The organism is Allobosea sp. WAO, assembly GCF_001509835.1.
Classification (GTDB): Bacteria; Pseudomonadota; Alphaproteobacteria; order Rhizobiales; family Beijerinckiaceae; genus Allobosea.
In genome coordinates this window covers 97,328-118,081 of the sequence record NZ_JXTJ01000016.1, presented here as the reverse complement: position 1 = coordinate 118,081, position 20,754 = coordinate 97,328, and the positions used below count along the sequence as shown (strand labels likewise).

22 protein-coding genes and 1 tRNA gene are annotated in these 20,754 nt (G+C 66.5%); 10 read left to right on the top strand and 13 right to left on the bottom strand.

Translation table 11 applies throughout. The annotated features are described in order from the left end of the window. Position 1: 1 nt before the first annotated feature. From DK26_RS24745 to DK26_RS24725, 5 genes are all read right to left on the bottom strand, one after another. Positions 2-511, bottom strand: a complete 510-nt coding sequence (locus tag DK26_RS24745; protein WP_066478493.1) for an invasion associated locus B family protein — start codon at positions 509-511, stop codon at positions 2-4. A 395-nt stretch (positions 512-906) separates the two neighbouring features. Further along, on the bottom strand, positions 907-2,268 hold the full coding sequence (locus DK26_RS24740; protein ID WP_066478491.1) for an MFS transporter: 1,362 nt from the start codon (positions 2,266-2,268) through the stop codon (positions 907-909). Beyond that, positions 2,262-3,200 carry a hypothetical protein gene (locus DK26_RS24735; RefSeq protein ID WP_157089833.1) on the bottom strand — a complete coding sequence of 313 codons (939 nt, stop codon included), beginning with the start codon at positions 3,198-3,200 and terminating at the stop codon, positions 2,262-2,264. The genes DK26_RS24740 and DK26_RS24735 overlap by 7 nt, the downstream gene beginning before the upstream one ends. Before the next feature lie 109 nt (positions 3,201-3,309). Continuing rightward, a complete protein-coding gene (locus DK26_RS24730; protein WP_066478487.1) occupies positions 3,310-3,903 on the bottom strand; it encodes a TetR/AcrR family transcriptional regulator in 594 nt (197 codons plus the stop codon). Positions 3,904-3,950: 47 nt separating this feature from the next. Beyond that, on the bottom strand, positions 3,951-4,895 hold the full coding sequence (locus DK26_RS24725; protein WP_083533577.1) for a LysR substrate-binding domain-containing protein: 945 nt from the start codon (positions 4,893-4,895) through the stop codon (positions 3,951-3,953). A gap of 141 nt (positions 4,896-5,036) precedes the next feature. On the opposite strand from DK26_RS24725, the gene DK26_RS24720 reads away from it, so the two are divergent. After that, positions 5,037-6,398: an aspartate aminotransferase family protein gene (locus DK26_RS24720; RefSeq protein ID WP_066478481.1), complete on the top strand. Its 1,362-nt coding sequence runs from the start codon at positions 5,037-5,039 to the stop codon at positions 6,396-6,398. Between the two features lie 425 nt (positions 6,399-6,823). On the opposite strand, the gene DK26_RS24715 is transcribed toward DK26_RS24720, so the two are convergent. Further along, positions 6,824-6,910, bottom strand: a tRNA-Leu gene (locus DK26_RS24715). 191 nt (positions 6,911-7,101) lie between these two features. Between DK26_RS24715 and DK26_RS24710 the strand changes: the two genes are divergently transcribed. Then, positions 7,102-8,106 (top strand): complex I NDUFA9 subunit family protein, encoded by a 1,005-nt coding sequence (locus DK26_RS24710; RefSeq protein WP_066478477.1) that lies wholly within the window; start codon positions 7,102-7,104, stop codon positions 8,104-8,106. Between the two features lie 145 nt (positions 8,107-8,251). On the opposite strand, the gene DK26_RS24705 is transcribed toward DK26_RS24710, so the two are convergent. Further along, positions 8,252-9,247 carry a D-glycerate dehydrogenase gene (locus tag DK26_RS24705; protein ID WP_066478476.1) on the bottom strand — a complete coding sequence of 332 codons (996 nt, stop codon included), beginning with the start codon at positions 9,245-9,247 and terminating at the stop codon, positions 8,252-8,254. A 299-nt stretch (positions 9,248-9,546) separates the two neighbouring features. On the opposite strand from DK26_RS24705, the gene DK26_RS24700 reads away from it, so the two are divergent. After that, positions 9,547-10,086, top strand: a complete 540-nt coding sequence (locus DK26_RS24700) for an SH3 domain-containing protein (protein WP_066478475.1) — start codon at positions 9,547-9,549, stop codon at positions 10,084-10,086. Positions 10,087-10,114: 28 nt separating this feature from the next. Here DK26_RS24700 and DK26_RS24695 read toward each other — a convergent pair whose 3' ends face one another. Then, a complete protein-coding gene (locus DK26_RS24695; RefSeq protein ID WP_066478474.1) occupies positions 10,115-10,876 on the bottom strand; it encodes a YbaY family lipoprotein in 762 nt (253 codons plus the stop codon). 55 nt (positions 10,877-10,931) lie between these two features. Then, positions 10,932-11,396 (bottom strand): iron response transcriptional regulator IrrA, encoded by a 465-nt coding sequence (irrA, locus tag DK26_RS24690; protein WP_066478468.1) that lies wholly within the window; start codon positions 11,394-11,396, stop codon positions 10,932-10,934. Positions 11,397-11,681: 285 nt separating this feature from the next. Here irrA and fabA point away from each other — a divergent pair, with 285 nt between their 5' ends. The 5 genes from fabA (at position 11,682) to DK26_RS24665 (ending at position 15,107) form a co-directional block, all read left to right on the top strand. Continuing rightward, positions 11,682-12,194, top strand: coding sequence for a 3-hydroxyacyl-[acyl-carrier-protein] dehydratase FabA (gene fabA / locus DK26_RS24685; protein WP_066478465.1), 513 nt, complete (start codon positions 11,682-11,684; stop codon positions 12,192-12,194). 119 nt (positions 12,195-12,313) lie between these two features. Beyond that, on the top strand, positions 12,314-13,540 hold the full coding sequence (gene fabB / locus DK26_RS24680; RefSeq protein WP_066478463.1) for a beta-ketoacyl-ACP synthase I: 1,227 nt from the start codon (positions 12,314-12,316) through the stop codon (positions 13,538-13,540). Positions 13,541-13,548: 8 nt separating this feature from the next. After that, the gene (locus tag DK26_RS24675) at positions 13,549-13,821 is read left to right on the top strand and encodes a DUF3303 family protein (RefSeq protein WP_066478461.1); all 273 of its coding nucleotides are present in this window, start codon (positions 13,549-13,551) and stop codon (positions 13,819-13,821) included. A gap of 93 nt (positions 13,822-13,914) precedes the next feature. After that, complete coding sequence (gene fabI, locus DK26_RS24670) at positions 13,915-14,748, top strand: enoyl-ACP reductase FabI (protein WP_066478460.1); 834 nt, start codon at positions 13,915-13,917, stop codon at positions 14,746-14,748. Between the two features lie 113 nt (positions 14,749-14,861). After that, positions 14,862-15,107, top strand: a complete 246-nt coding sequence (locus tag DK26_RS24665) for a DUF2188 domain-containing protein (RefSeq protein WP_066478458.1) — start codon at positions 14,862-14,864, stop codon at positions 15,105-15,107. Positions 15,108-15,214: 107 nt separating this feature from the next. Here DK26_RS24665 and DK26_RS24660 read toward each other — a convergent pair whose 3' ends face one another. Then, complete coding sequence (locus DK26_RS24660; protein ID WP_066478457.1) at positions 15,215-15,580, bottom strand: hypothetical protein; 366 nt, start codon at positions 15,578-15,580, stop codon at positions 15,215-15,217. Between the two features lie 123 nt (positions 15,581-15,703). Further along, entirely contained in the window at positions 15,704-16,897 is a 1,194-nt protein-coding gene (locus tag DK26_RS24655; protein ID WP_066478456.1) for an O-succinylhomoserine sulfhydrylase, read from the bottom strand. Positions 16,898-17,046: 149 nt separating this feature from the next. Here DK26_RS24655 and DK26_RS24650 point away from each other — a divergent pair, with 149 nt between their 5' ends. Together DK26_RS24650 and DK26_RS24645 are read left to right on the top strand one after the other, a co-directional pair. Then, entirely contained in the window at positions 17,047-17,949 is a 903-nt protein-coding gene (locus DK26_RS24650; protein ID WP_066478455.1) for a M23 family metallopeptidase, read from the top strand. A gap of 188 nt (positions 17,950-18,137) precedes the next feature. Further along, positions 18,138-19,145 (top strand): hypothetical protein, encoded by a 1,008-nt coding sequence (locus DK26_RS24645; protein WP_066478454.1) that lies wholly within the window; start codon positions 18,138-18,140, stop codon positions 19,143-19,145. Between the two features lie 42 nt (positions 19,146-19,187). On the opposite strand, the gene DK26_RS24640 is transcribed toward DK26_RS24645, so the two are convergent. Together DK26_RS24640 and DK26_RS24635 are read right to left on the bottom strand one after the other, a co-directional pair. After that, positions 19,188-19,964 (bottom strand): ABC transporter ATP-binding protein, encoded by a 777-nt coding sequence (locus DK26_RS24640; protein WP_066478452.1) that lies wholly within the window; start codon positions 19,962-19,964, stop codon positions 19,188-19,190. Continuing rightward, on the bottom strand, positions 19,940-20,692 hold the full coding sequence (locus DK26_RS24635; RefSeq protein ID WP_066478582.1) for an ABC transporter permease: 753 nt from the start codon (positions 20,690-20,692) through the stop codon (positions 19,940-19,942). Before DK26_RS24635 ends, DK26_RS24640 begins: the two co-directional genes overlap by 25 nt. Positions 20,693-20,754: the final 62 nt, after the last annotated feature.

Sequence of the window (20,754 nt, the reverse complement as noted above, 5' to 3'; positions counted from 1 at the left end):
GTCAGAGGCGCTCCTTCGCGAGCGCGTCGAGCGCCTGATCGAGACCGCGGCCGGACAAGGGCAGGGCCAGTTCGCGTCCAGCGGCGTCCTTGAACAGGATCCGGCCCTGCTCGGTCGCCTTGCGCCATTGCTTCAAGGCCTCGTCGCCCGGGGCGGCATCGGCGTAGCAGGCGGTCGGGAGGCAGCGCCGCCAGGGCAGGTCGACCGGCTTTGCGTCCTTCTCGCCCATCACGATCTGCACGCTCCCGGGGAATGAGATGCTGACGGGCATCACCGCCGTGATACGCACGGGCTCGTCATTGCCGAGCCGCCCGAGCGCGACCTGTGCGATCGGAGCCTGCTGGCCCTGTGCCTGAAGGACCTGCGCGACCTCGCAGACCCGCATCGGCTTCGCCGCGTCGGCGATGCGCTGGCAACGCAGCGTCCAGTCGCCGAAGCTCGCCGTGGTGCTGCTGGGCTCGGGCGATACCGGGGATGCGGCGGGCGGGGCTGCCGGCGTGGCCGTCGCCACAGCTGGCGCGGAGGGGCGCGCGGGTTTGGGAGGAGTAGGCTGAGCGTAGGCCGAGCCGGTTGATATGGTCATGACCAGGCCGAGCCTCGCCCAGCCGGACATCAATCGCTTCGCCTTCACGTCACACCTCGACACAGCCCCCACCATTCCGGCAGCGCGCCGGAACGGTCTTCGCATCAAGGAAATCTCGTCTCCCGGCGCCTGCTACCGTCGATCACGGCAGATGGATGACCCATGCGGACCCGCGCCGAGGCGATCTCGCGCCCCGATGAAGGACTGGAAATTCTCAAATTGCTCGATCTTGTGCAATACGCGTTTCAAAAATGGTCACATGCATGGATCACCCAAAATCGGCCGGTACAATCCAGGGTGGTGGTCGTGTATGGGCCTGACGGTCAGGCGACAGGCTGTCGCGACCGTCCTTGGGCGCCGACGCTGGCAACCAGAAAGGCGCTGAAGCCAAGGGCAACCGCGATCACGCCGAACATCGTCCAGACGCCGAACTGGTGGATGAGCGCGAAGAAGACCAGCGGCACGAAGACCGAGACGAGCCGTCCGATCCCCCAGGCCAGCGACGTCCGTGAGGACCGCAGTGCCGTCGGAATGATCTCGGCGGCATAGACGCCGAGCACGCTGGCATAGATGGCGCTGCACAGCGCGAAAGCGATCCCGATCCCGACCAGGGGAGTGAATTCGGTCGCCGCAGCGAAGGCCACCCCCAGCAGGATCATCGCGACGGCGCTAGCGATCAGGCTCGCCCTACGGCCGATCCGATCGATCACGAGGGCCATGAGCAGGTTGCCGATCACCGGCCCGAACATGATCAGCCCTGCCGCGACCACGGAATCGCTGATGCTGAACTGCTTCTGGACCATGACGGCGCCGCTCATCAGCGGGAAGCCGATCGTCGCCCAGGGCGCCAGTGCATAGAGCACGCAGAGCAGGAGCAGCCGTCGGCCGACGCTGAGCGTCTCGCGCGCGTCCGCAGTCGAGGTGAGGTCGCTTGCCGGAACAGGAATGGCAGCGACTTTGCGCTTTTGCCCTCCGAAGCGGCGCAAGGCGGCTTCGGCTTCCTCAAGACGGCCGGCCGCTGCCAGCCAGCGCGGCGATTCCGGCAGCAGGCTCAACAGCGCCGCGGCGAGGATGGCGAGAACGGCTCCCGAACTCAGCGCCCAGCGCCAGCCTTCCAGGCCGAGAAAGCTCGGCGTCGTCGCGCGCATCAGGAAAATGATGGCTGGGGCGCCGAGAAAGGCGAGGCCCGCGCAAAGGCAGACCATTGTCCCGCGCCAGCGCGGCGGCATGACGTCGGCGAGATAGGCGGCGATCAGCGGCGGGCAGGCGCCGATGCCGAGCCCTGACAGGAAACGAAAGCCGATCAGGGTAACGGCATCATCGCTCGCCGCGGCACCGATCGAGCCGATGGCGACGACCAGGAGCGCCACCTGGAGGGCGAGGCGCCGGCCTGTCCGGTCGCCGAGCAGGCCGAAGCCCGGAGCACCGACGGCTCCGCCTGCGAAGATCGCGGCGAGGAACAGCGAAAGCTCGGTTCGCGTCATGCTGCGCGGCGGCGCCTGGAAGACCGCGCCGAGCGCATTGCCGAGCGCGACCTCGGCGATGTCAGCAAACAGCGCCAGCGTTGTGACGGCGAAGATCGCCAGCCTGAGCCGGCAGAACGGCAGCGCATCGAGACGCGCGCCGATCGAGGGCTGCGCCTGGCTGTCTGGCGAAGGCTCTGCCTCTTCAGCCTTCCTCAGCATGGCGGGCCATCGGAATGGCCGTGAACCAGCTCCGGAGCTGCTACGGCAGCCGTCGGCAAGGAAGGCTCTGCCGTTCTCGCCGCAGCGTCGAAGGCTGTGCCGATGATGGCGAGCTTCGCAGCCTGGATCTGCGCGTACTCGGCGCGAAAACGCTTCGAAAGCCAGATCGGTGAGCGCCCGGGCGCGCCGCTCCAGCCGAGCCCGCCGAGAGCAGCCGCTGCCGCCACGGTTCTGCCCGTATGCGTACGGGACAGGTTGAGCCGCCGGGCAAGCGCGGAAACTGAAGTGACGTCGGTCAGTGCGTGCTCCTGAGCCGGCGCAACATCCCTGTCCAGGCCGACGATCAAGCGGTCCATCAAGCTGCCGCCATCATCCACCGAGGCGAAGACGGCATAGATCGGAGCGGGGGAACGGATCAGCTCGCAGCCCAGCAGGCCGTCGGCGACGCCGACCTCCATCTCGCCGAGCAATATCATGTCCGCGTTTCGCAGGCGTTCGACCCGGTTCTCGCTGTCGAGTGCATCGAGCGCCGACAGATGCAGGGCGTACCACTCGGTCAGCGCCCATAAAGTTGCTGGCGAGGGCTCGACCTGGCCGGAGTTGCGGCCGGTGGCTCCAATTGGCCGGATCAACCCGTAGTGCAGCGCTTCGGCAAAGAAGGCTGTCGCGGTGTTGCGGCTTGCCAGTCGGTGGCCCAGCGCTTCCTCGAGGAATTCGGTCCGCGACAAGCCCGGCCGACCGGAGCGGAGGCCGCGAAAATAACGCGACAGCGCCGCGTGCGACATCAGCCAGCGCTGCTGGGTCGCAAATTGCGAGGCGAGCCGCGGCGCGGCGGCCTGCACATCCACGAAGCCGGAGGCCAGGCGATGGATGGCGCGATCAAACTGCGGATCGGCCAGCAGCCGATCGATCTTCCACTCCAAAGACTGCATCGGCCCCCCGCCGGATGACGCCGTACCGGTCCGTCCCCCTCAAGCATTCTGCACAATATCGTAAAAAATGAGAAGGGGGCGGTATCCATATCGGGGCAGACGCGGACGTTCAGCCTCCGCCTTCCAGCGTGCCATGAAGCAGTGCCCGGACCATGCCCCGATAGCGCAGATGCAATTTGTCCGGAGCGATCGGCGGCAGGCTTTGATTGGTCCCGCGGGCTCCGTCGGCGAGCAGTTGCGCAAGATCCTCGGGGCTTACGCTCTTCCTGACGCGCAGAATGCCTTGCTGCTCGAGTTCCACGATGAACGCCGCCAGCTTGTCCTGAAAGGCGATGGCCGAGCCGACCATGATGTCTCGGCAGCGGCGAAAAGCCTGGTCGTTGATCTCGATCGCGTGCGGCGACTGGCTCAGCCGCCGCCTCGTGTCGCCGTAGCGGATGTCGAGAACGGTCGCGAGAATCTCGACCGCGTCGTCTCCTGCCGCGAGGGCTGCACGCCCTGCCGCCATGCCGGCCTCGACGGCATTCGCATTGGCCTGCTCGATCAGGAAGCGGAATGCTTCTTCCTTGCTGCTGAAATAGTTGTAGAGCGTCCGGCGCGTGACATCGACGATCCCGGCGATGGTGATCATCGTCAGCTGCGCGTAGCCATGGTCCAGAAACGCCCGTTCCAGCCGTGATACGAGCTCTGCGCGTGTGACCATCTAGAGTGCCCGGTTACCCGCCCGATCATCGCTCCTGCGATGATGATTCAGCGCGTCGCCTTCTTGCCCCGATTTGCCCAGGCACCGCAATCTGCGTCTGCGCTGCCGGACTGCGCGTGAGCGACACCGCGCAGGGACTGCGCCAGACTGACAAAGGCCTGGATGGTCTTGCTGTTGCGCCGCTCGTGCAAGCAGATCAGCTTTTCGTGCATCAGGAGTGGCGGCCCGTCGAGCGGGATACGGATCAGCTGCGGATCGTCCGCGCCGAATTCCGCGGCGGAGACGAAGCCGACGCCGCCACCGGCGGCCACGATGGCGCGGACGGCCTCACGTCCCTCCGCTTCCACGGCGAAGCGCAGCTCGACCTTCTGTTCGGCGGCTCGCTCCTCAAGCAATTGGCGGGTGCGCGATCCGCGCTCGCGCATGATCAGCGGCCAGTCGCCGAGCTCCGCCAGGGATAGGTTGGCTTTGCCCGCAACCGGATGGCTGCGGGCAGCGAAGGCGATGATCGGGGAGACGTTGAGCGGCATCACCGTGAAGGCGCGCTCATCGCCGAGTTCGCCGAGAACGCCGATCTCCGCGTCGTAGTTGATCAGCGTCTCGACGATGCTGCCGGTATTCCCTTGTGCGATCGTGACCTGGATGCCTGGATGCCGCTCGCGGAAGGCGGTCAGCACGTCGAGCACGTGATGCACGGAATCGGCCATGATCCGCAGCGAGCCGGTCCGCAGCGAACGTTCCTCCTGCAGCAGCTCCAGAGCTTCCCCTTCCGCACCGAACAGGCGGTGCGTGACGGCGAGCAGCCTGCTGCCGGCCGGGGTCAGGACGACCTGGCGATGGCGGCGGCTGAACAGGGCGACATCGTATTCCTCTTCCAGCCGTCGGACCTGGTCGGAGATCGCCGGTTGGGTGAGGTGCAAGGCCTGCGCCGCCTTCGAGAAACCGCCGGAGAGCGCGACCTGATGGAAGGCGCGAAGCTGGACATGGCGCATGGCGAGGAAGACCCGAGCGAGGGGAGCTGCTGTTATATCGATTTATTTTATAGATAGATACGAATTAGCGATTTCTCAGATGGAGAAGGGATCGGCATTCTGGATTCCATGGCGCCCGCGAGGCGCGAACCGGGACCTGCCATGCGCGCCGAAGCTTCCGCAATCGTTCACACCGAGGGTGAGTCCAACACCTCCGCGGCCCGCGGTGGCTGGGCGGCCGGCATCGGCGATGCCGGAACCCGCGAGCTACTCGCCCGCGACTCCGCCACCTTCCTGCACCAGAGCCTTTCCAGCCCGTGCCTGACCGCCATCGCCAAAGCGGAGGGCATCTGGATCGAGGACACGATGGGACGCCGCTACATGGATTTCCATGGCAACAGCGTCCATCACATCGGCTATGGCCATCCGCGCCTCAAGGCGGCGATCAAGGCTCAGCTCGACGATCTCTGCTTCGCACCGCGGCGCTTCACCTGCGAACCGGCCGTCGAGCTCGCAGAGACACTGGCACGGCTGGCGCCGGGCGATCTCGGCAAGGTGCTCTTCACCACCGGCGGCTCGGATGCGATCGAGGTGGCGTTGCGGCTCGCCCGTGCGGCGACGGGGCGGTTCAAGACCCTGTCCTTCTGGGATGCTTTCCACGGGGCCGGCTTCGGCGCCTCGAGCGTCGGCGGCGAAGCGACCTTCCGGTCAGGCATCGCCGGCCCGCTGCTGCCGGGAGCGGAGCACGTCGCGCCCTGGGGCAACCGCAACTGCGCCTATGGCCACGACAGCCTGGAGGCATCGGCACGCGCCTGCGCCCGGATGATCGCCTATGTCCTCGCGAAGGAGGGCGACATCGCCGCGGTCGTCGCCGAGCCGATGCGCGCCACACCCTATCCGCCGGCGCCCGGCTTCTGGAAGAGCGTGCGCGAGGCCTGCGACAGGCACGGCACATTGCTGATCTTCGACGAGATCCCGACGGGCCTCGGCAAGACGGGGCGCTTCTTCGCCCATGAACATGACGAAGTGCAGCCCGACATGGTCGTGCTCGGCAAGGCACTGGGCGGCGGCATCCTGCCCATCGCCGCTGTCGTCGCCCGCCGCGACCTCGACGTCGCGGGCGGCTATGCGATCGGCCATTACACCCATGAGAAGAACCCGGTCACCACCCGTGCGGCTCTGACGACGATCGAGATCATCCGCGAGGAAGGATTGACGGAGAAGGCGGCGGAGCTCGGCGCCTATGCGATGGATCGCCTGCGAAACTTCGCCGAGCGCTGCCCTTCTGTCGGCGATGTACGCGGACGAGGGCTGCTGTTCGGGGTGGAGCTGGTCTCCGACCGCGCCGACTTCACGCCTGACAATGGCCTTGCCGAGCGGGCCTATTATCGCTGCCTGGAGGCGGGACTCAGCTTCAAGATCAGCCAGGGCAACGTGCTCACCCTGTCGCCGCCGATGGTGATCGCTCGGGCTGAGCTGGACCGGGCGCTCGGCATCGTCGAGCAGGCGATCCTCGCGGGCTGATCGAACCGCGCCGGGTTTGTCGGAACGCCCCAACGCCGGCGAAGGTAGGCGATGCTGGCGGGAGGCGGCCGATAAGTCCCCCCGAAAGCACGGGGGCTGCTTGAGCGATTCGTAGATCGTGCCAAGGACGTTCAGCGCGCGAAAAAGCGCGACCGAGCGATCATCGCTTCCTTCGCTCGGCGCGGGAAGACGGCCTTGTAGCGGATGGCAGCGGAGCGATGCTCCCTGCCTGCAGCAGGGAAGCCCGCTGTCCCTTGCGATCAGGCAAAGGACAGTGCGCGCTGCGTACTCTAAAAATAGAAACCCGTCTTGGTAGTGACGGGTCATGGCATCTGAAGGTCCACCAAATGCAACCGCAAGATAAATGCGGCGCCAAACTGGCTTTTCTCGATGCGGAACTCTTTCTCTTTGCTGAAGAGAAAGAGTGGTGCCCAGGAGAGGACTCGAACCTCCACGCCCTTGCGAGCGCCAGCACCTGAAGCTGGTGCGTCTACCAATTCCGCCACCTGGGCAACGAGGGTCCGTTTAGGGGGGGCGGACGCGCCTGTCAACGGCCTAGCCGACGAAATTATCACGCGGCTGTGCAGAGGGCTGTGCAGCGGGCGGCGAGGCGTTGCGCCGCCTTCACAGTTGGGATGCGATGAACTAGGACAGGCGCGACAGGAACAGTTTCCAACGCTTCCAAATCGGAGCTCGCGTGACCATGGCGACCCAGCCTCCCGCTCAGCAACTCGTCACCGTCTTCGGCGGCTCGGGCTTCCTCGGGCGGCACGTCGTGCGGGCGCTCGCCCGGCGCGGCTATCGCGTCCGCGTCGCCGTGCGTCGGCCCGATCTCGCCAATTTCCTGCAGCCGCTCGGCATCGTCGGCCAGATCCACGCCGTCCAGGCCAATCTGCGCTACCCCGATTCGGTCGCCGCCGCTGTGCGCGGCTCCGATGCGGTGATCAATCTGGTCGGCATCCTCAGCGAGAGCGGCCGGCAGAATTTCTCCAATGTCCAGGCGCGTGGCGCACGTACCGTCGCCCACGCCTGCGCCAGCCTCGGCATCGAGCGCCTCGTGCAGGTCTCGGCGCTCGGCGCGGATGTCGATTCGCAGTCGCACTATGCCCGCACCAAGGCGGAGGGCGAGGCGGCGGTGCTCGAGCTGGTCGGGAGCGCCGTCGTGCTGCGCCCCTCGATCATGTTCGGCCCCGAGGATACCTTCTTCAACCGTTTCGCCTCACTCGCCCGCATGCTGCCGGTCCTGCCGTTGGTCGGCGGCGGCGAAACCAAGTTCCAACCGGTCTTCGTCGGCGATGTCGCCAAGGCGGTTGCGCTTGCAATCGAGGGCAAGGTCGAGGGCGGCAAGGTCTACGAGCTCGGCGGTCCCGAGGTGAAGAGCTTCCGCGAGCTGGTCGAATATGTCTGCGAGGTCACCGGCCGCCGGCGCGTCATCGCCTCGCTGCCTTTCCCGCTCGCCCGCTTCCAGGCCCGGATCCTCGAGATCGTCAACACGCTCTCGCTCGGCCTTCTGCCGGACGAGTTCCTGCTGACCCGGGACCAGGTCACCCTGCTGGAGAGCGACAATGTCGTCTCCGAAGCCGCCCGCAAGGACGGCCGCACGCTCGCCGGCATCGGCATCGCGCCGGTCTCGTTCGAGGCGGAGGTGCCGTCCTATCTCTGGCGCTTCCGCAAGGCGGGCCAGTTCGCCACCTCGCGCGGCGGCTGAAGGCTACTCCCGCTCCGAGGCAGGGTCGCCTGGAGCGCGCCCAGTTTCCTGGGGACACGGCATGGCCATGTAAGCGCGCTGTCGATCTGACGGCGCGCTCGGCAAGGCGGCTTGTTTCGGCGCGGCGCAGGCCTTCAGGCTGCGCTCAGAGCATGCTCGGCAGCACGCGATCCGGCGGCTTGTGCCCGTCCATGAAGGTCTTGATGTTGACGATGACCTTCTCGCCCATATCGGCGCGGCCCTCATGCGTGGCCGAGCCCATATGCGGGAGCACCACGACGCGGTGTTGGCGGGCGAGCTTCAGCAGGCGCGGATTGACGGCCGGCTCGTGCTCGAACACGTCGAGCCCGGCGCCGGCGAGCTCGCCGGCTTCGAGCATCCGGGCGAGCGCCGTCTCGTCGACGATCTCGCCGCGCGCGGTGTTTACCAGGATTGCATCGGGCTTCATCAGCTTCAGCCGGCGCGCCGAGAGCAGATGGTAGGTCGCCGGCGTGTGCGGGCAGTTGACCGAGACGACGTCCATGCGCGCCAGCATCTGGTCGAGCGAATCCCAGTAGGTGGCGTTGAGTGCCTCCTCGGTGCGCGCATCGATGCGGCGGCGGTTGTGATAGTGGATCGAGAGGCCGAAGGCGGAGGCGCGGCGGGCGAGCGCCTGGCCGATCCGGCCCATGCCGACGATGCCGAGGCGTTTGCCGGTGATGCGCCGGCCGAGCATCCAGGTCGGCGACCAGCCGCCCCATTCGTCGTCGGTGATGACGCGCGCGCCCTCGGCGATGCGGCGGGCCACGGCAAGGATCAGCGCCATCGTCATGTCGGCGGTGTCGTCGGTCAGCACGCCGGGCGTATTGGTCACGGTGATGCCGCGCTGAACGGCGCTGGCGACGTCGATATTGTCGACGCCATTGCCGAAATTCGCGATCAGGCGCAGCTGTTCGCCAGCCTGGGCGATCAGCCCGGCGTCGAGCTTGTCGGTCACGGTCGGGACCAGCACGTCGGCGGTCTTCAGGGCCTCCACCAGGGCGGCCTGGCTCATCGGCGTATCGTCGAGATTCAGCCTTGCGTCGAACAGCTCGCGCATCCGTGTCTCTACGACGGCGGGCAGCTTGCGCGTGACGACGACCAGCGGCTTCTTCTTCGACATAAGCGGCTCCTCCGGGGCATTTGGCCCGGGCCCGCGCCCGATCGCCGCATGCTCCCAACGCTTCGGCTTCGCCGGTCTCGTTTCCGCCTCAACCCGCCATTAACCGAGGCGCTTCAGGAATGGGTTCTGGTGGATTTTCGACGCCGGCAGCCGATCTGTTGTCTAGAGCAGGATGCGGAAAAGTGGAAACCGGTTTTTCGCGCAGATCCGGCTCCGCGCTGCGTCGCCGTTGATCATGACCCGGGCCTGCCGCGCCTCCTATACGGCGCGCCGGCCGGCAGGGCGAAGGAGAGAATTGGATGGCGGCTAGCATGAGGAGCGGTCTTGCAGGCCTGGCGGTGATGGCGGGGCTTGCTCTCGCTTCGGCGGGCGCATTCGCGCAGGAGCTTGCGACCGGCCAAGTCAGCGGCCTGCCGGTACCGCGCTATGTCAGCCTGAAATCGGACCGGGTCAATCTGCGCGAGGGGCCGTCGAAGGAGCATCGCACCAGCTGGGTCTTCCAGCGCGCCGGACTGCCGGTCGAGGTCACCGCCGAGTTCGAGACCTGGCGGCGTGTGCGCGATGCCGACGGCACCGAGGGCTGGGTGCTGCACAGCCTGCTCTCCGGGCGGCGCACCGTGCTGGTCGCGCCCTGGTCCAAGGTGAAGGGCGAGACCTTTGCCCTGCGTGAATCCGCCAGCGACAACGCCACGATCCTCGCCAGCCTGGAGCCCGGCGTGATCGCCAATGTCCATTCCTGCCCCGGTGGCGGCTGGTGCAATGTCACGGTCAACAAGATCAACGGTTATCTGCGCCAGGACCGGCTCTGGGGCGTCTACCCGAACGAGAAGCTGAACTGAGCCGGCGCCGCCCGCTGCGGGCGGCCGGTCACATCGCCGAGAAGGTCATGATCGGCCGGCCGCTTCCGTCGAGCAGCGCGAGCTTGCCGCGCGCCGGATCAGTCCGCCAGCGCCGCACCGCGCGTAATCCGGCGAAGAACTTCTGCTCCTGATCCATCGCCGCGGGCGTGCAGGCCATCTGCGTCGCGGCCACCGGTCCGAAGCTGATTCGCGTGCCGCTGATCCGCGCCGAGCCGCTCATCCGGTTGCAGCCGCCGGAGCCGCTGACCCGGCCGTCGACAGCGATCTCGAGTACGGTCTGCAGCCGGTCGATCACCCCCGCTTGCCTGATATCTTCGAGCAGCCAGCGCCCGACGGGCGAGCTGGAGCTCTCCGGGGCGGGGGAGGGCGTGCCGGCGACGCGTTCGACGCGGATATCGGTCTGCTCCGGCCCACCGTCGAAAATGCCGTGATGGCTGGTGTTGATGAAGAGCAGCTGACCACGGTGCAGGATGCGGGCCTGCAGCGCATAGCGCCGGCGCGGCTGGATTTGCGCCCGGTCGAAGCGCAGCACGTAGCGCGTTGGGTTGCGCGCGCCGCTGGCGGTGGTCTCGGCGATGGTGCGTGCCGGCGCATCCGCGAGCGAGACATCGAGCAGCTTGACCTCGACGATGGTGCCGGGCGGCAGCGCGATGCGCTCGCGATAGGATACCGTCCCGCGCAAGGTCATGGTTGCGGCGAAGGCTCCGCCGGCCGGGGTCAGGAGTCCGAATGCGAGGGTGCCGACGAAAGCGCGCCGCGATGCCGTCATGATGCGAAATCCCGTACCTGTCGCGGCGCTCCGCCCGTCCGGGCGCGGAAATGCCTCAGCCGTCGATCTTGCGCAGGCGGACGACGACATCGACGCGGGCGATCTCATAGCCATCAGGCGGCGGCGGGAGCTCCGCGACATCGACGGCCGAAGCCGGAATGTCGATCACCTTGTCCTCGCCATCGACGACGAAATGGTGATGGTCGCTGTTGTCGGTGTCGAAAAATGTCTTGGCGCCGTCGATCGCAAGCTCGCGCAGCAGGCCCGATTGCGTGAATTGATGCAGCGTATTGTAGACCGTCGCGAGCGATACCGGCACGCGCGCCTTCATCGCCTCTTCATAGAGCATCTCGGCGCTGACATGCCGGTCGCCCTTGGCGAAGAGCAGCCAGCCGAGCGAGACCCGCTGGCGCGTCGGGCGCAGGCCCACGCGGCGCAGGCGCTGGCGCACGTCGTGGAATGGGCATCCCGGGCGCGCGCTCGATCCGTAGCCTTGTTCCTGTGGCGTCAGATCGTTCATGCTTCGGGTCTGCGTCCTTGCTTTCATGCCGGGGCGCGAGACGCGGCCGGCTCCTGCCTACCGATTTAAGGCTTCGATCTCCGGGCCGCAAGCATTGCGGCGCAAGGCTGCGTCATCTCGTCTTTGCAACGGCGTGTCATGGCGGGCCTGCTCAAAGAAACGGCCGGATCATCCACGCTGTGCGATGCCTTTCGCCCTTTCGTTTCGCGGCGACACCGTGTTAGGCACGCGTCACGACAGATGACCGCCGTGAGATCGGGCGGCCGGAACGGAGCGGAACGGGATATGGAGCGGCAATCGTCATTCAGCTACGAGGAGATCCTCGCCTGCGGTCGTGGGGAGCTGTTCGGGCCGGGCAATGCGCAGCTGCCGCTGCCGCCGATGCTGATGTTCGACCGCATCACCGACATCAGCGAGGAAGGCGGCCCGCACGGCAAGGGCTTCGTCCGCGCCGAGTTCGACATCCGCCCGGACCTCTGGTTCTTCGACTGCCATTTCAAGGGAGATCCGGTGATGCCGGGCTGCCTCGGCCTCGATGCGCTCTGGCAGCTCACCGGCTTCTTCCTCGGCTGGCTCGGCCTTCCGGGCCGCGGCCGCGCTCTCGGCGTCGGCGAGGTCAAGTTCGCTGACCAGGTGCTGCCGAGCGTCAAGCAGGTGGTCTACGGCGTCGAGTTCAAGCGCGTCTTCAAGTCGAAGCTCGTGCTGGGGATCGCCGATGGCTGGCTCGAGGCTGACGGCAAGCGTATCTATACGGTCTCCGACATGCGGGTCGGCCTGTTCAAGCCCGAAGCGGCCTGAGCAAAATCGCCGGCCCGTCTTGCGCTGTGCGGCCGCTCGGTCCATCTGCGCCGTATCGACATGATTAACGAGCCGGGCCTGGCGACCCGGCACGCCACCAAACAGCCGGAGAAACGAGCATGAGACGCGTTGTGGTCACCGGGATGGGCATCGTCTCGTCCATCGGCAACAATACGCAGGAAGTGCTGGCTTCGCTGCGCGAGGCCAAGTCCGGCATCTCCTATGTCCCGGATTTCGAGGAGCACGGCTTCCGCAGCCGCGTCGCCGGCGTGCCCTCGCTCGTCGCCGCTGATGTCGTCGACCGCCGCGCCATGCGCTTCCATGGCGGCGGCTCGGCCTGGAACCATGTCGCGATGGACCAGGCGATTCTCGATTCCGGCCTCGAGGCGGGCGAGATCAGCCATGAGCGCACCGGCATCGTCATGGGCTCCGGCGGTCCTTCCACCCGCGCTTTGATTGACGCCTATGACAAGGCGCGCGAGAGCGGCTCGTCCAAGAAGGTCGGCCCCTTCGCCGTACCCAAGGGCATGTCCTCGACCGCGTCCGCGACGCTCGCGACCTGGTTCAAGATCAAGGGCGTGAACTATTCGATCTCCTCCGCCTGCGCGACCTCGAACCACTGCATCGGCAATGCCTATGAGCTGATCCAGTGGGGCAAGCAGGACGTCGTCTTCGCCGGCGGCTGCGAGGAGCTCGACTGGACGCTTTCGGTGCTGTTCGATGCCATGGGCGCGATGTCGTCCAACTTCAACGAGACCGCCGCCCGGGCCTCGCGCGCCTATGACGTCAACCGCGACGGCTTCGTCATCGCCGGCGGCGCCGGCGTCCTGGTGCTCGAGGAGCTCGAGCACGCCAAGGCCCGCGGCGCCAAGATCTATGGCGAGATCGTCGGCTATGGCGCGACCTCGGACGGTTACGACATGGTCGCCCCGTCGGGCGAGGGCGCGGTGCGCTGCATGCGCATGGCCCTCCAGGGCGTCAACGCCAAGGTCGGCTACATCAACCCGCACGGCACCTCGACCCCGGTCGGCGACGCCAAGGAGATCGAGGCGATCCGCGAGGTCTTCGGTGCCGGTGACAAGAGCCCGCCGATCTCGGCGACCAAGTCGCTCACCGGCCATTCGCTTGGTGCCACCGGCGTGCAGGAGGCGATCTACTCGCTTCTGATGCTCAACAACGACTTCATCTGCGAGAGCGCCCATATCGACGAGCTCGACCCGGCCTTCGCCGACATGCCGATCGTGCGCAAGCGCATCGACAATGCGGGCCTCGGCTGCGTGCTCTCGAACTCCTTCGGCTTCGGCGGCACCAACGCCACCATCGTGATGAAGCGCCTGGAGGCCTGAGCTCCGCCATGCTGTTCATGGTGATCGAGCATTTCGATCAGGGGCGCGTGAAAGATGTCTACGCTCGGTTCGCCGAGCGTGGCCGGATGGCACCGGACGGGCTGCGCTACGTCGACAGCTGGGTCTCTGCCGATCTTTCGCGCTGCTTCCAGGTCATGGAATGCGACGACGTCACCTTGTTGCAGCAATGGGTGCTCGCCTGGGGCGATCTTGTCCGCTTCGAGATCGTGCCGCTCGCGACCTCGAAGGCGACCGCCGCAGCCCTGAGCGGCAAAACCTGACCGGCGCTATGACGCGCCTAATCCGCTCCGGGCTTCCGGGGTGGTGAAAATGCCGCTATGAGCGGCCGTTGACCGCAGCCAGACCGGAATCCCATGCTCCCCTTGATGCACAACAAGCGCGGCCTCGTCATGGGCGTCGCCAACCAGAACTCGATCGCCTGGGGCATCGCCCGCACCTTGCACGCCCATGGCGCCGAGATGGCCTTCACCTATCAGGGCGAGGCGCTGGGCAAGCGGGTCAAGCCGCTCGCCGAGAGCATCGGCTCGAAGCTGGTGATCCCCTGCGATGTCGAGGACATCGCCTCCGTCGACGCGACCTTCGCGGCGCTCGACGAGGCCTGGGGCGACGATCCCGAGCGCAACACGCTCGATTTCCTGATCCACGCCATCGGCTTCTCCGACAAGAACGAGCTCAAGGGGCTCTATGCCGACACCAGCCGCGAGAATTTCTCGCGCACCATGGTGATCTCCTGCTTCTCCTTCACGGAAGCCGCCAAGCGCGCCGCGGAGCGCATGCCGCAGGGCGGCAGCATGATCACGCTGACCTATGGCGGCTCGACCCGCGTCATGCCGAACTACAATGTCATGGGTGTCGCCAAGGCGGCGCTCGAGGCGAGCATGCGCTATCTCGCGGCCGATTACGGCCCGCGCGGCATCCGCGTCAACGCGCTCTCGCCCGGACCGGTGCGCACGCTGGCCGGGGCCGGCATCTCCGATGCCCGTGCGATGTACTCCTGGCAGCGCGCCAATTCGCCCCTGCGCAAATCGGTGTCGCTCGAGGATATCGGCGGGGCCGCGCTGTATTATCTCTCCGATCTTTCGGGGGGCGTGACCGGCGACATCCATCATGTCGACGCCGGCTACAACATCACCTCGATGCCGGTGCTGGACGGGCTGCGCGCCGCCGACACCGGCAATGGCGAATAAGGCTACCGACGGGGCGCAGCCCTTCCCACAGTCGGCCTGACGGCGTTATCTTCGTTCATGGTGGAACCCGGCGCGGCCGCGGCGGTTCGACCTGTGAGCGATGGAGAATGCTCATGGTCATCGTCAAATACGAAGTCGTCGAGCACGATGGGGGGTGGGCCTACAAGGTCGGCGGCGCGCTGTCGGAGACCTTCCGCACCCATGATGCGGCGCTGAAGGCGGCCGAGAAAGCGGCAGCGCGTCAGAAGCGACCGGGCACCACCGACGGCATCGTCTATCAGGACTCCGATGGCCAATGGCACGAGGAACTTGCTGACGGACGCGACCGGCCGGGGACGCGTGTCGTCGACGAACCCTGAGTGGAGCATCGGACCGAAAAGTGGAATCCACTTTTCGGACGAATCTGATGCCTGAACAACGGCTGGATCGCCAGCTTGCGCCCGATGGGGCGCTCGGCGATCTAGTCTCAGTTCTGCGTGAAGAAGGTCAGCAGCACCTTGCCCTTCTCGCCCAGCAGGCAGAGGAAGCGGCGCGGCTTGTCGGAGCGATCGGTCTTCAGATAGGCCTCGCCCATGATGATGCGCTTGATCGGCGTATCCTCGACCTTGGTGTCCGAGGTTGCGATGGTCAGCCCGTCCTCGTCGATGACGATGTCCTTGATCTCCGGCTCGCGCGCGGTGATCGCCACCATCGCCGTCGATTTGCAGGCCGCAAGCTCCGGCGAAGCGGGTTTCTCGACGGGTGCTGGCGAGGCCGGCGAGGCGCTCTGCGCCAGGGCAGGGGCAGCGAGGAAGGCGAGCAGCGCGGTCGCGCAGGCGATGTTTCGGAGCATGTGAACCTCGGTTGCTGTCGAGGTTCAACGCGGATCGGCCTGCCGGGTTCAATTCTCTCCCGCGGCGCCCGTCGTTCCAGGCCAGCGCCGCTGTGGCTGGACTGACGGGTTCGGGCTTGGAATTCAGCCGCCCAGCGCCTGCTGGAGATCGGCGATCAGGTCGTCGGCGTGTTCCAGGCCGATCGAGAGGCGGATCAGCCCGTCGCTGACGCCCATGCTGGCGCGCACCTCCGGCGTGAAGCGCTGATGCGTCGTCGTAGCCGGGTGGACGATCAGGCTCTTGGCGTCGCCGAGATTATTGGAGATGCGGATCAGCTTGAGCTTGTTGAGGAAGCGGAAGGCCGCGTCCTTGCCGCCGGCGACCTCGAAGGCGATCAGCGTCGAGGGGCCGCTCATCTGCGTTGCGATGATCTCGGCCTGCGGATGCTCGGGGTCGCCGATGAAGGCAACATGCGGAAGTTCCTTGCGGCTCTTCAGCCATTTGGCGACCGTGGTCGCGCTTTGCGCCTGCTGGCGGATGCGCAGCGGCAGCGTCTCCAGCGCCTTCAGCATCACCCAGGCGTTGAAGGGCGACAAAGCCGGGCCGGTCTGGCGCAGGAAGGTCTGGATTTCGCCCTCGATCAGCTCCTTCGAGCCGAGCACGAGCCCGCCGAGGCAGCGGCCCTGACCATCGATGTGCTTCGTCGCGGAATAGACCACGAGATCGGCGCCGAGCTCGAGCGGTCGCTGGAACAGCGGCGTCGCGAAGACATTGTCGACGACGAGCTTCGCGCCGACCTCCTTCGCCAGCCCGGCGACGGCGGCGATGTCGATCACCTCCAGCGTCGGATTGGCCGGGCTTTCGAGGAAGAAGGCCTTGGTGTTCGGCCGAACGGCGGCGCGCCAGGCGGCAAGATCGGTGCCGTCCACCAGCGTCGAGGCGATGCCGTAGCGCGGCAGCAGGTCCTCGATGATGTAGCGACAGGAGCCGAACAGCGCGCGCGCCGCGACGACATGGTCGCCGGCCCTGACCTGGCTCATCAGCGCAGCTGTGACTGCCGCCATGCCCGTCGCGGTCGCGCGGCAGGATTCCGCGCCCTCGAAGGCGGCCATGCGCTGTTCCAGCATGGAGACGGTCGGATTCGAGAAACGCCCGTACTGGAAGCCGGGATCCTTGTTGAGGAAGCGCGCCTCGCACTGTTCGGCGCTGTCATAGACATGGCCCTGGGTCAGGAACAGCGCCTCGGAGGTCTCGCCGAACTGGGATCGAAGCGTGCCGGCATGGACCAGCCGGGTTTCGGGATGCAGTCCTGCCGTGCTCGCCGCTTCGATGGTCATGGCTTGCCGTCCGATCTGTTCGTTATAACGGACGAGGGAAATATCAGCTCCGCTGTCGTTCGTAAAGGCGAACAAAATTCCTTTGTGGGGAACAGTCGCGATAGGCCAGCTGCCCTAGCCAAACCCGCCGCCCGACATAGATCAGCGCGATGATCTATGCCGTCGGCCTCTTCGTGTTCATCAGCATCGCCCTTCCGCTCGCCTTCGTGTGGCGGCTATGGCGCCTGGACGTACCGATCCGCCTTGCCTGGCTGATCGTCGCGGTCGAAACGGCGGCGCTGGTCTGGCTGATCCTGCTGCTCGGACGATGGGACATCGGCGGCATCTGGACGCGCGCCGCTTTGGCCGGGTTGGCTCTCATTGCAGCGATCGTGTCAGGTGTTCGGCATGCCGGGCGGCCATGGCGAGTGCGTGGCGATGCGCCCTTCTGGCGCAGCTACGGCCCGATGCTGGCTTCGCTCGTGCTCATTGGCGGGGCGGTGATCTATGTCACGGCCTGGGGCATGGCGCGGCAAGATCCGCGCCCGTTCCTGTTCCCGCTCAAGGATGGCTCGTTCATCGTCGCGCATGGCGGCGGTATCGGTATCCTCAACCATCACAGCCACCATCCCGCGCAGCGCCATGCGCTCGACATCACGGCGGTCGATGCGATCGGCTTCAGGGCTTTTGGCCTGTTACCCGGCGATCCCGCCCGCTATGCGATCTTCGGCAAGGTCGTCGTCAGCCCTTGCACCGGAGTGGTTTCGGCGGTGGTGGATGGCCTGCCAGACTTGCCGCCGCCGACCGCCGATCGCGGCAATCCCGCCGGCAATCATGTCGTCCTCGCGTGCGACGGGCTGCTGGTCGAACTCGCCCATCTGCGCATGGACAGTGTCGTCGTCCAGGCCGGTCAGCAGGTCAGCGCCGGCGCGTTGATCGGCCAGGTCGGCAACTCCGGCAACAGCACGGAGCCGCATCTGCATGTCCACGCCGTCGATGCGCGCTCCGGAGCGGCCGTGCAGATGTCCTTCGACGGTGCCGTTCCGGTGCGGAACGCGCTCTTCGAGCGGTGATCGCGGTCACGCGAAATGGCCTCTTGCGTGGAAGCAGGCGGATTTTCGTGCGGAAAGAGGCGCGAATGCGTTGGCAATTTTTGATCGATAATTTGGATCAGCCACGACAAAAGGTCCGCTGAGCGATCGGCGACGGCGCAGTTGGTTGTGGTCGGTTTGGATTTTCAACGCTGCTTTGAAGTTGAGTCATGAAACAGCTGCTTCGCTGGTTGATCGTCGCCGTTACAACAGTCGCCGCGCCGAGCGCTTTCGCTGAAAGGCTGGAGTTGCCCTCGGCTGCGCCGGTTGCGCCAAAGGAGCTTGCGGTTCCGCGCGCGAGCGCGCGCTTCGAGTCCTATGAAGCCCTGCATGGCTCGTTCAGTTCGCCCGCGCATTGCGCCGGCGTTCCCGGAGGCTTTTGGATCGAACTCGGGGGCAAGGGCGATTGCCTGCGCAGCTATGCGCAGGGCTTGAGCGCGGCGGATAATCCGACAGTTCTGGTCTATTTCAGCGGCGACGTACTGCTGAAGACGAGAGAGGGCGTCCGTTTCGTCGGGGCAGGTTACGAGCGACGATCGCCGGAGCGGATCGAGCGCGACATGGCGCGCTGGTCCGAGCGGGCGGGCGTCCCAGCGATCTTCATCGCTCGTCCCGGCATGTTCGGCTCGTCCGGAGATCACAATCAGCGCCGTGAACCGCGCGAGGTCATGCTGATGGAACGCACGCTCGATGCGATCAGGCAGCGCCATCGCGTCTCGACCTTCATTCTGGTTGGGCAATCGGGAGGCGGGCATATCGCCGCTTCGCTGCTCAACAGGCGGCGGGACGTCTCGGCACTGGTCCTGTCGTCAGCATTGCTGTCCGTGCGTGAGGTGACCGACTATTGGAACAAGCGGCGCACGGTCCAGAGTGACGGGACTGTGCTCTACGATCCGATCGATCACCTCTCTGGCATTCGCCGCGACCCCAGGCCGCTGATCTTGGTGCTGTCTGACCTTCAGGACCGGATTGTGCCCTATCCGAGCCAATTGACCTATGTTCGCCGATTGCAGGCCGCCGGCTTCGAGCCGCTGCACATCCTGCTGTCCGCCACGGACAAGAACCACCACGCGCTGGCGCGACATGGCCGGCGTGCAGCAGAGCTGGTCGCACGCGGGGAGCCGATTGGCACCATCAGGGCGGCGCTGGAGGACGTGGGAATGCGGCCTACCGAGTGACGAGCGAAGCGGTGATACCGACCTCCGCAAGTCTCGAAATGTTCAAATCGCCGCGCCGTCGCTGACCGTATCGGCCCCGAGATCGACGCGCACCGCGCGCACGATCTCGGCTTCCGCCGCTGCGCCGCGCCGGCGCGGATGCTGAGCCGAAATCCGGTGCTCGGCGATGATCTGGCCGGGCGCGCCGGAGAGCACCACCACCCGGTCGGCGAGATAGGCGGCCTCGTCGATGTCGTGTGTGACGAACAGCACCGTCTTGCCGGTGCGCTGCCAGACCCGGATCAACTCGTCCTGCAGCGTTTCGCGGGTCAGCGCGTCGAGTGCCGAGAAGGGCTCGTCCATCAAGAGGATTTCCGGCTCGACCGCGAGCGCCCGGGCCAGCGAGACGCGCTGGCGCTGGCCGCCGGAGAGCTGGTGCGGCCAGCGCTCGGCGAGGCTGCCGAGGCCGACGAGGTCGAGCGTTTCCTGCGCCTTAGCAAGGCGCTGCGTCCGCGGCACCTGCCCTTCGAGACCGAAGCCGACATTGGAGACCACCTTGCGCCAGGGCAGCAGCCGGGAATCCTGGAAGACGAGGGCGACCGGCCGGCGCGAGGCGTCCTTCGCATGGATCGTAACCTTTCCGGCGCTCGGCTTGGCGAGGCCGGCGATGACGCGCAGCAGCGTCGACTTGCCGACGCCGGAGGGGCCGACAATGGCGAGGAATTCGCCGCGCGCGACCTGAAGTTCGAGCTTGCGCAGCACCTCGGTCGCCTCGCCGTCGCGGGTGAAGGTCAGCGACAGGCCCTTGATGTCGATCACGCTTTCCAACGCAGCACCCATTTCTGGAAGGCGACGAAGGCCGTATCGAGCAGCCCGTAGAGCGCCGCCATCGTCAGCATGTAGATCACCACGAGATCGGTCGCGAGCAGGCTCGATGCCTGCATCATGCGCTGGCCGACGCCGGCGACGCCGAAGATTTCGGCCGCGACCACCGCCATCCAGGCCTGGCCGAGCGCGGTGCGCACGCCGACGAGGATGCCGGGCATCGCCGCCGGCAGCAGGATCTTGGTGAGCCGTTGCAAGGGCGTGTGGAAGCCGAAGGCGTCGGCGACCTCGATCAGGTCGCGGTCGACGCCGCGGATCGCGCCCTGCGCCGCGAAGAACACGATCCAGAACACGCCGATCGCGATGATGAACACCGCCGCCTGTGGGCTGACGCCGAACCAGATGATCGCGAACGGCACCCAGGCAAGGCCCGGGATCGGCCGCAGCAGGCGCACCACCCAGGAGCTCAGCTCCTCGGCGATCTTCGACATGCCGGTCAGCACCCCGAACGCGATGCCGAGGCCTGCGCCGGTGAAGAGCCCGATGAAATAGTGCCCGAGCGAGCCGGCGATCGCGGACAGCCAGGCGCCCGACTTAAGCTCACGCAGGAAAGCGGCCGGCAGCACGCTCGGCCCCGGCAGGAAGGCCGGGTTGACGATGCCGAAAAACGGAATCGCCTCCCACAGCAGCAGGAAGGCGACGAGGCCCGTCAGGGCTAGGGCCGGGGCCCGCAATGACTGCAAGATCAATCCTATCGAATACTCGGAACCTCATCCTGAGGAGCCGCGTAGCGGCGTCTCGATGG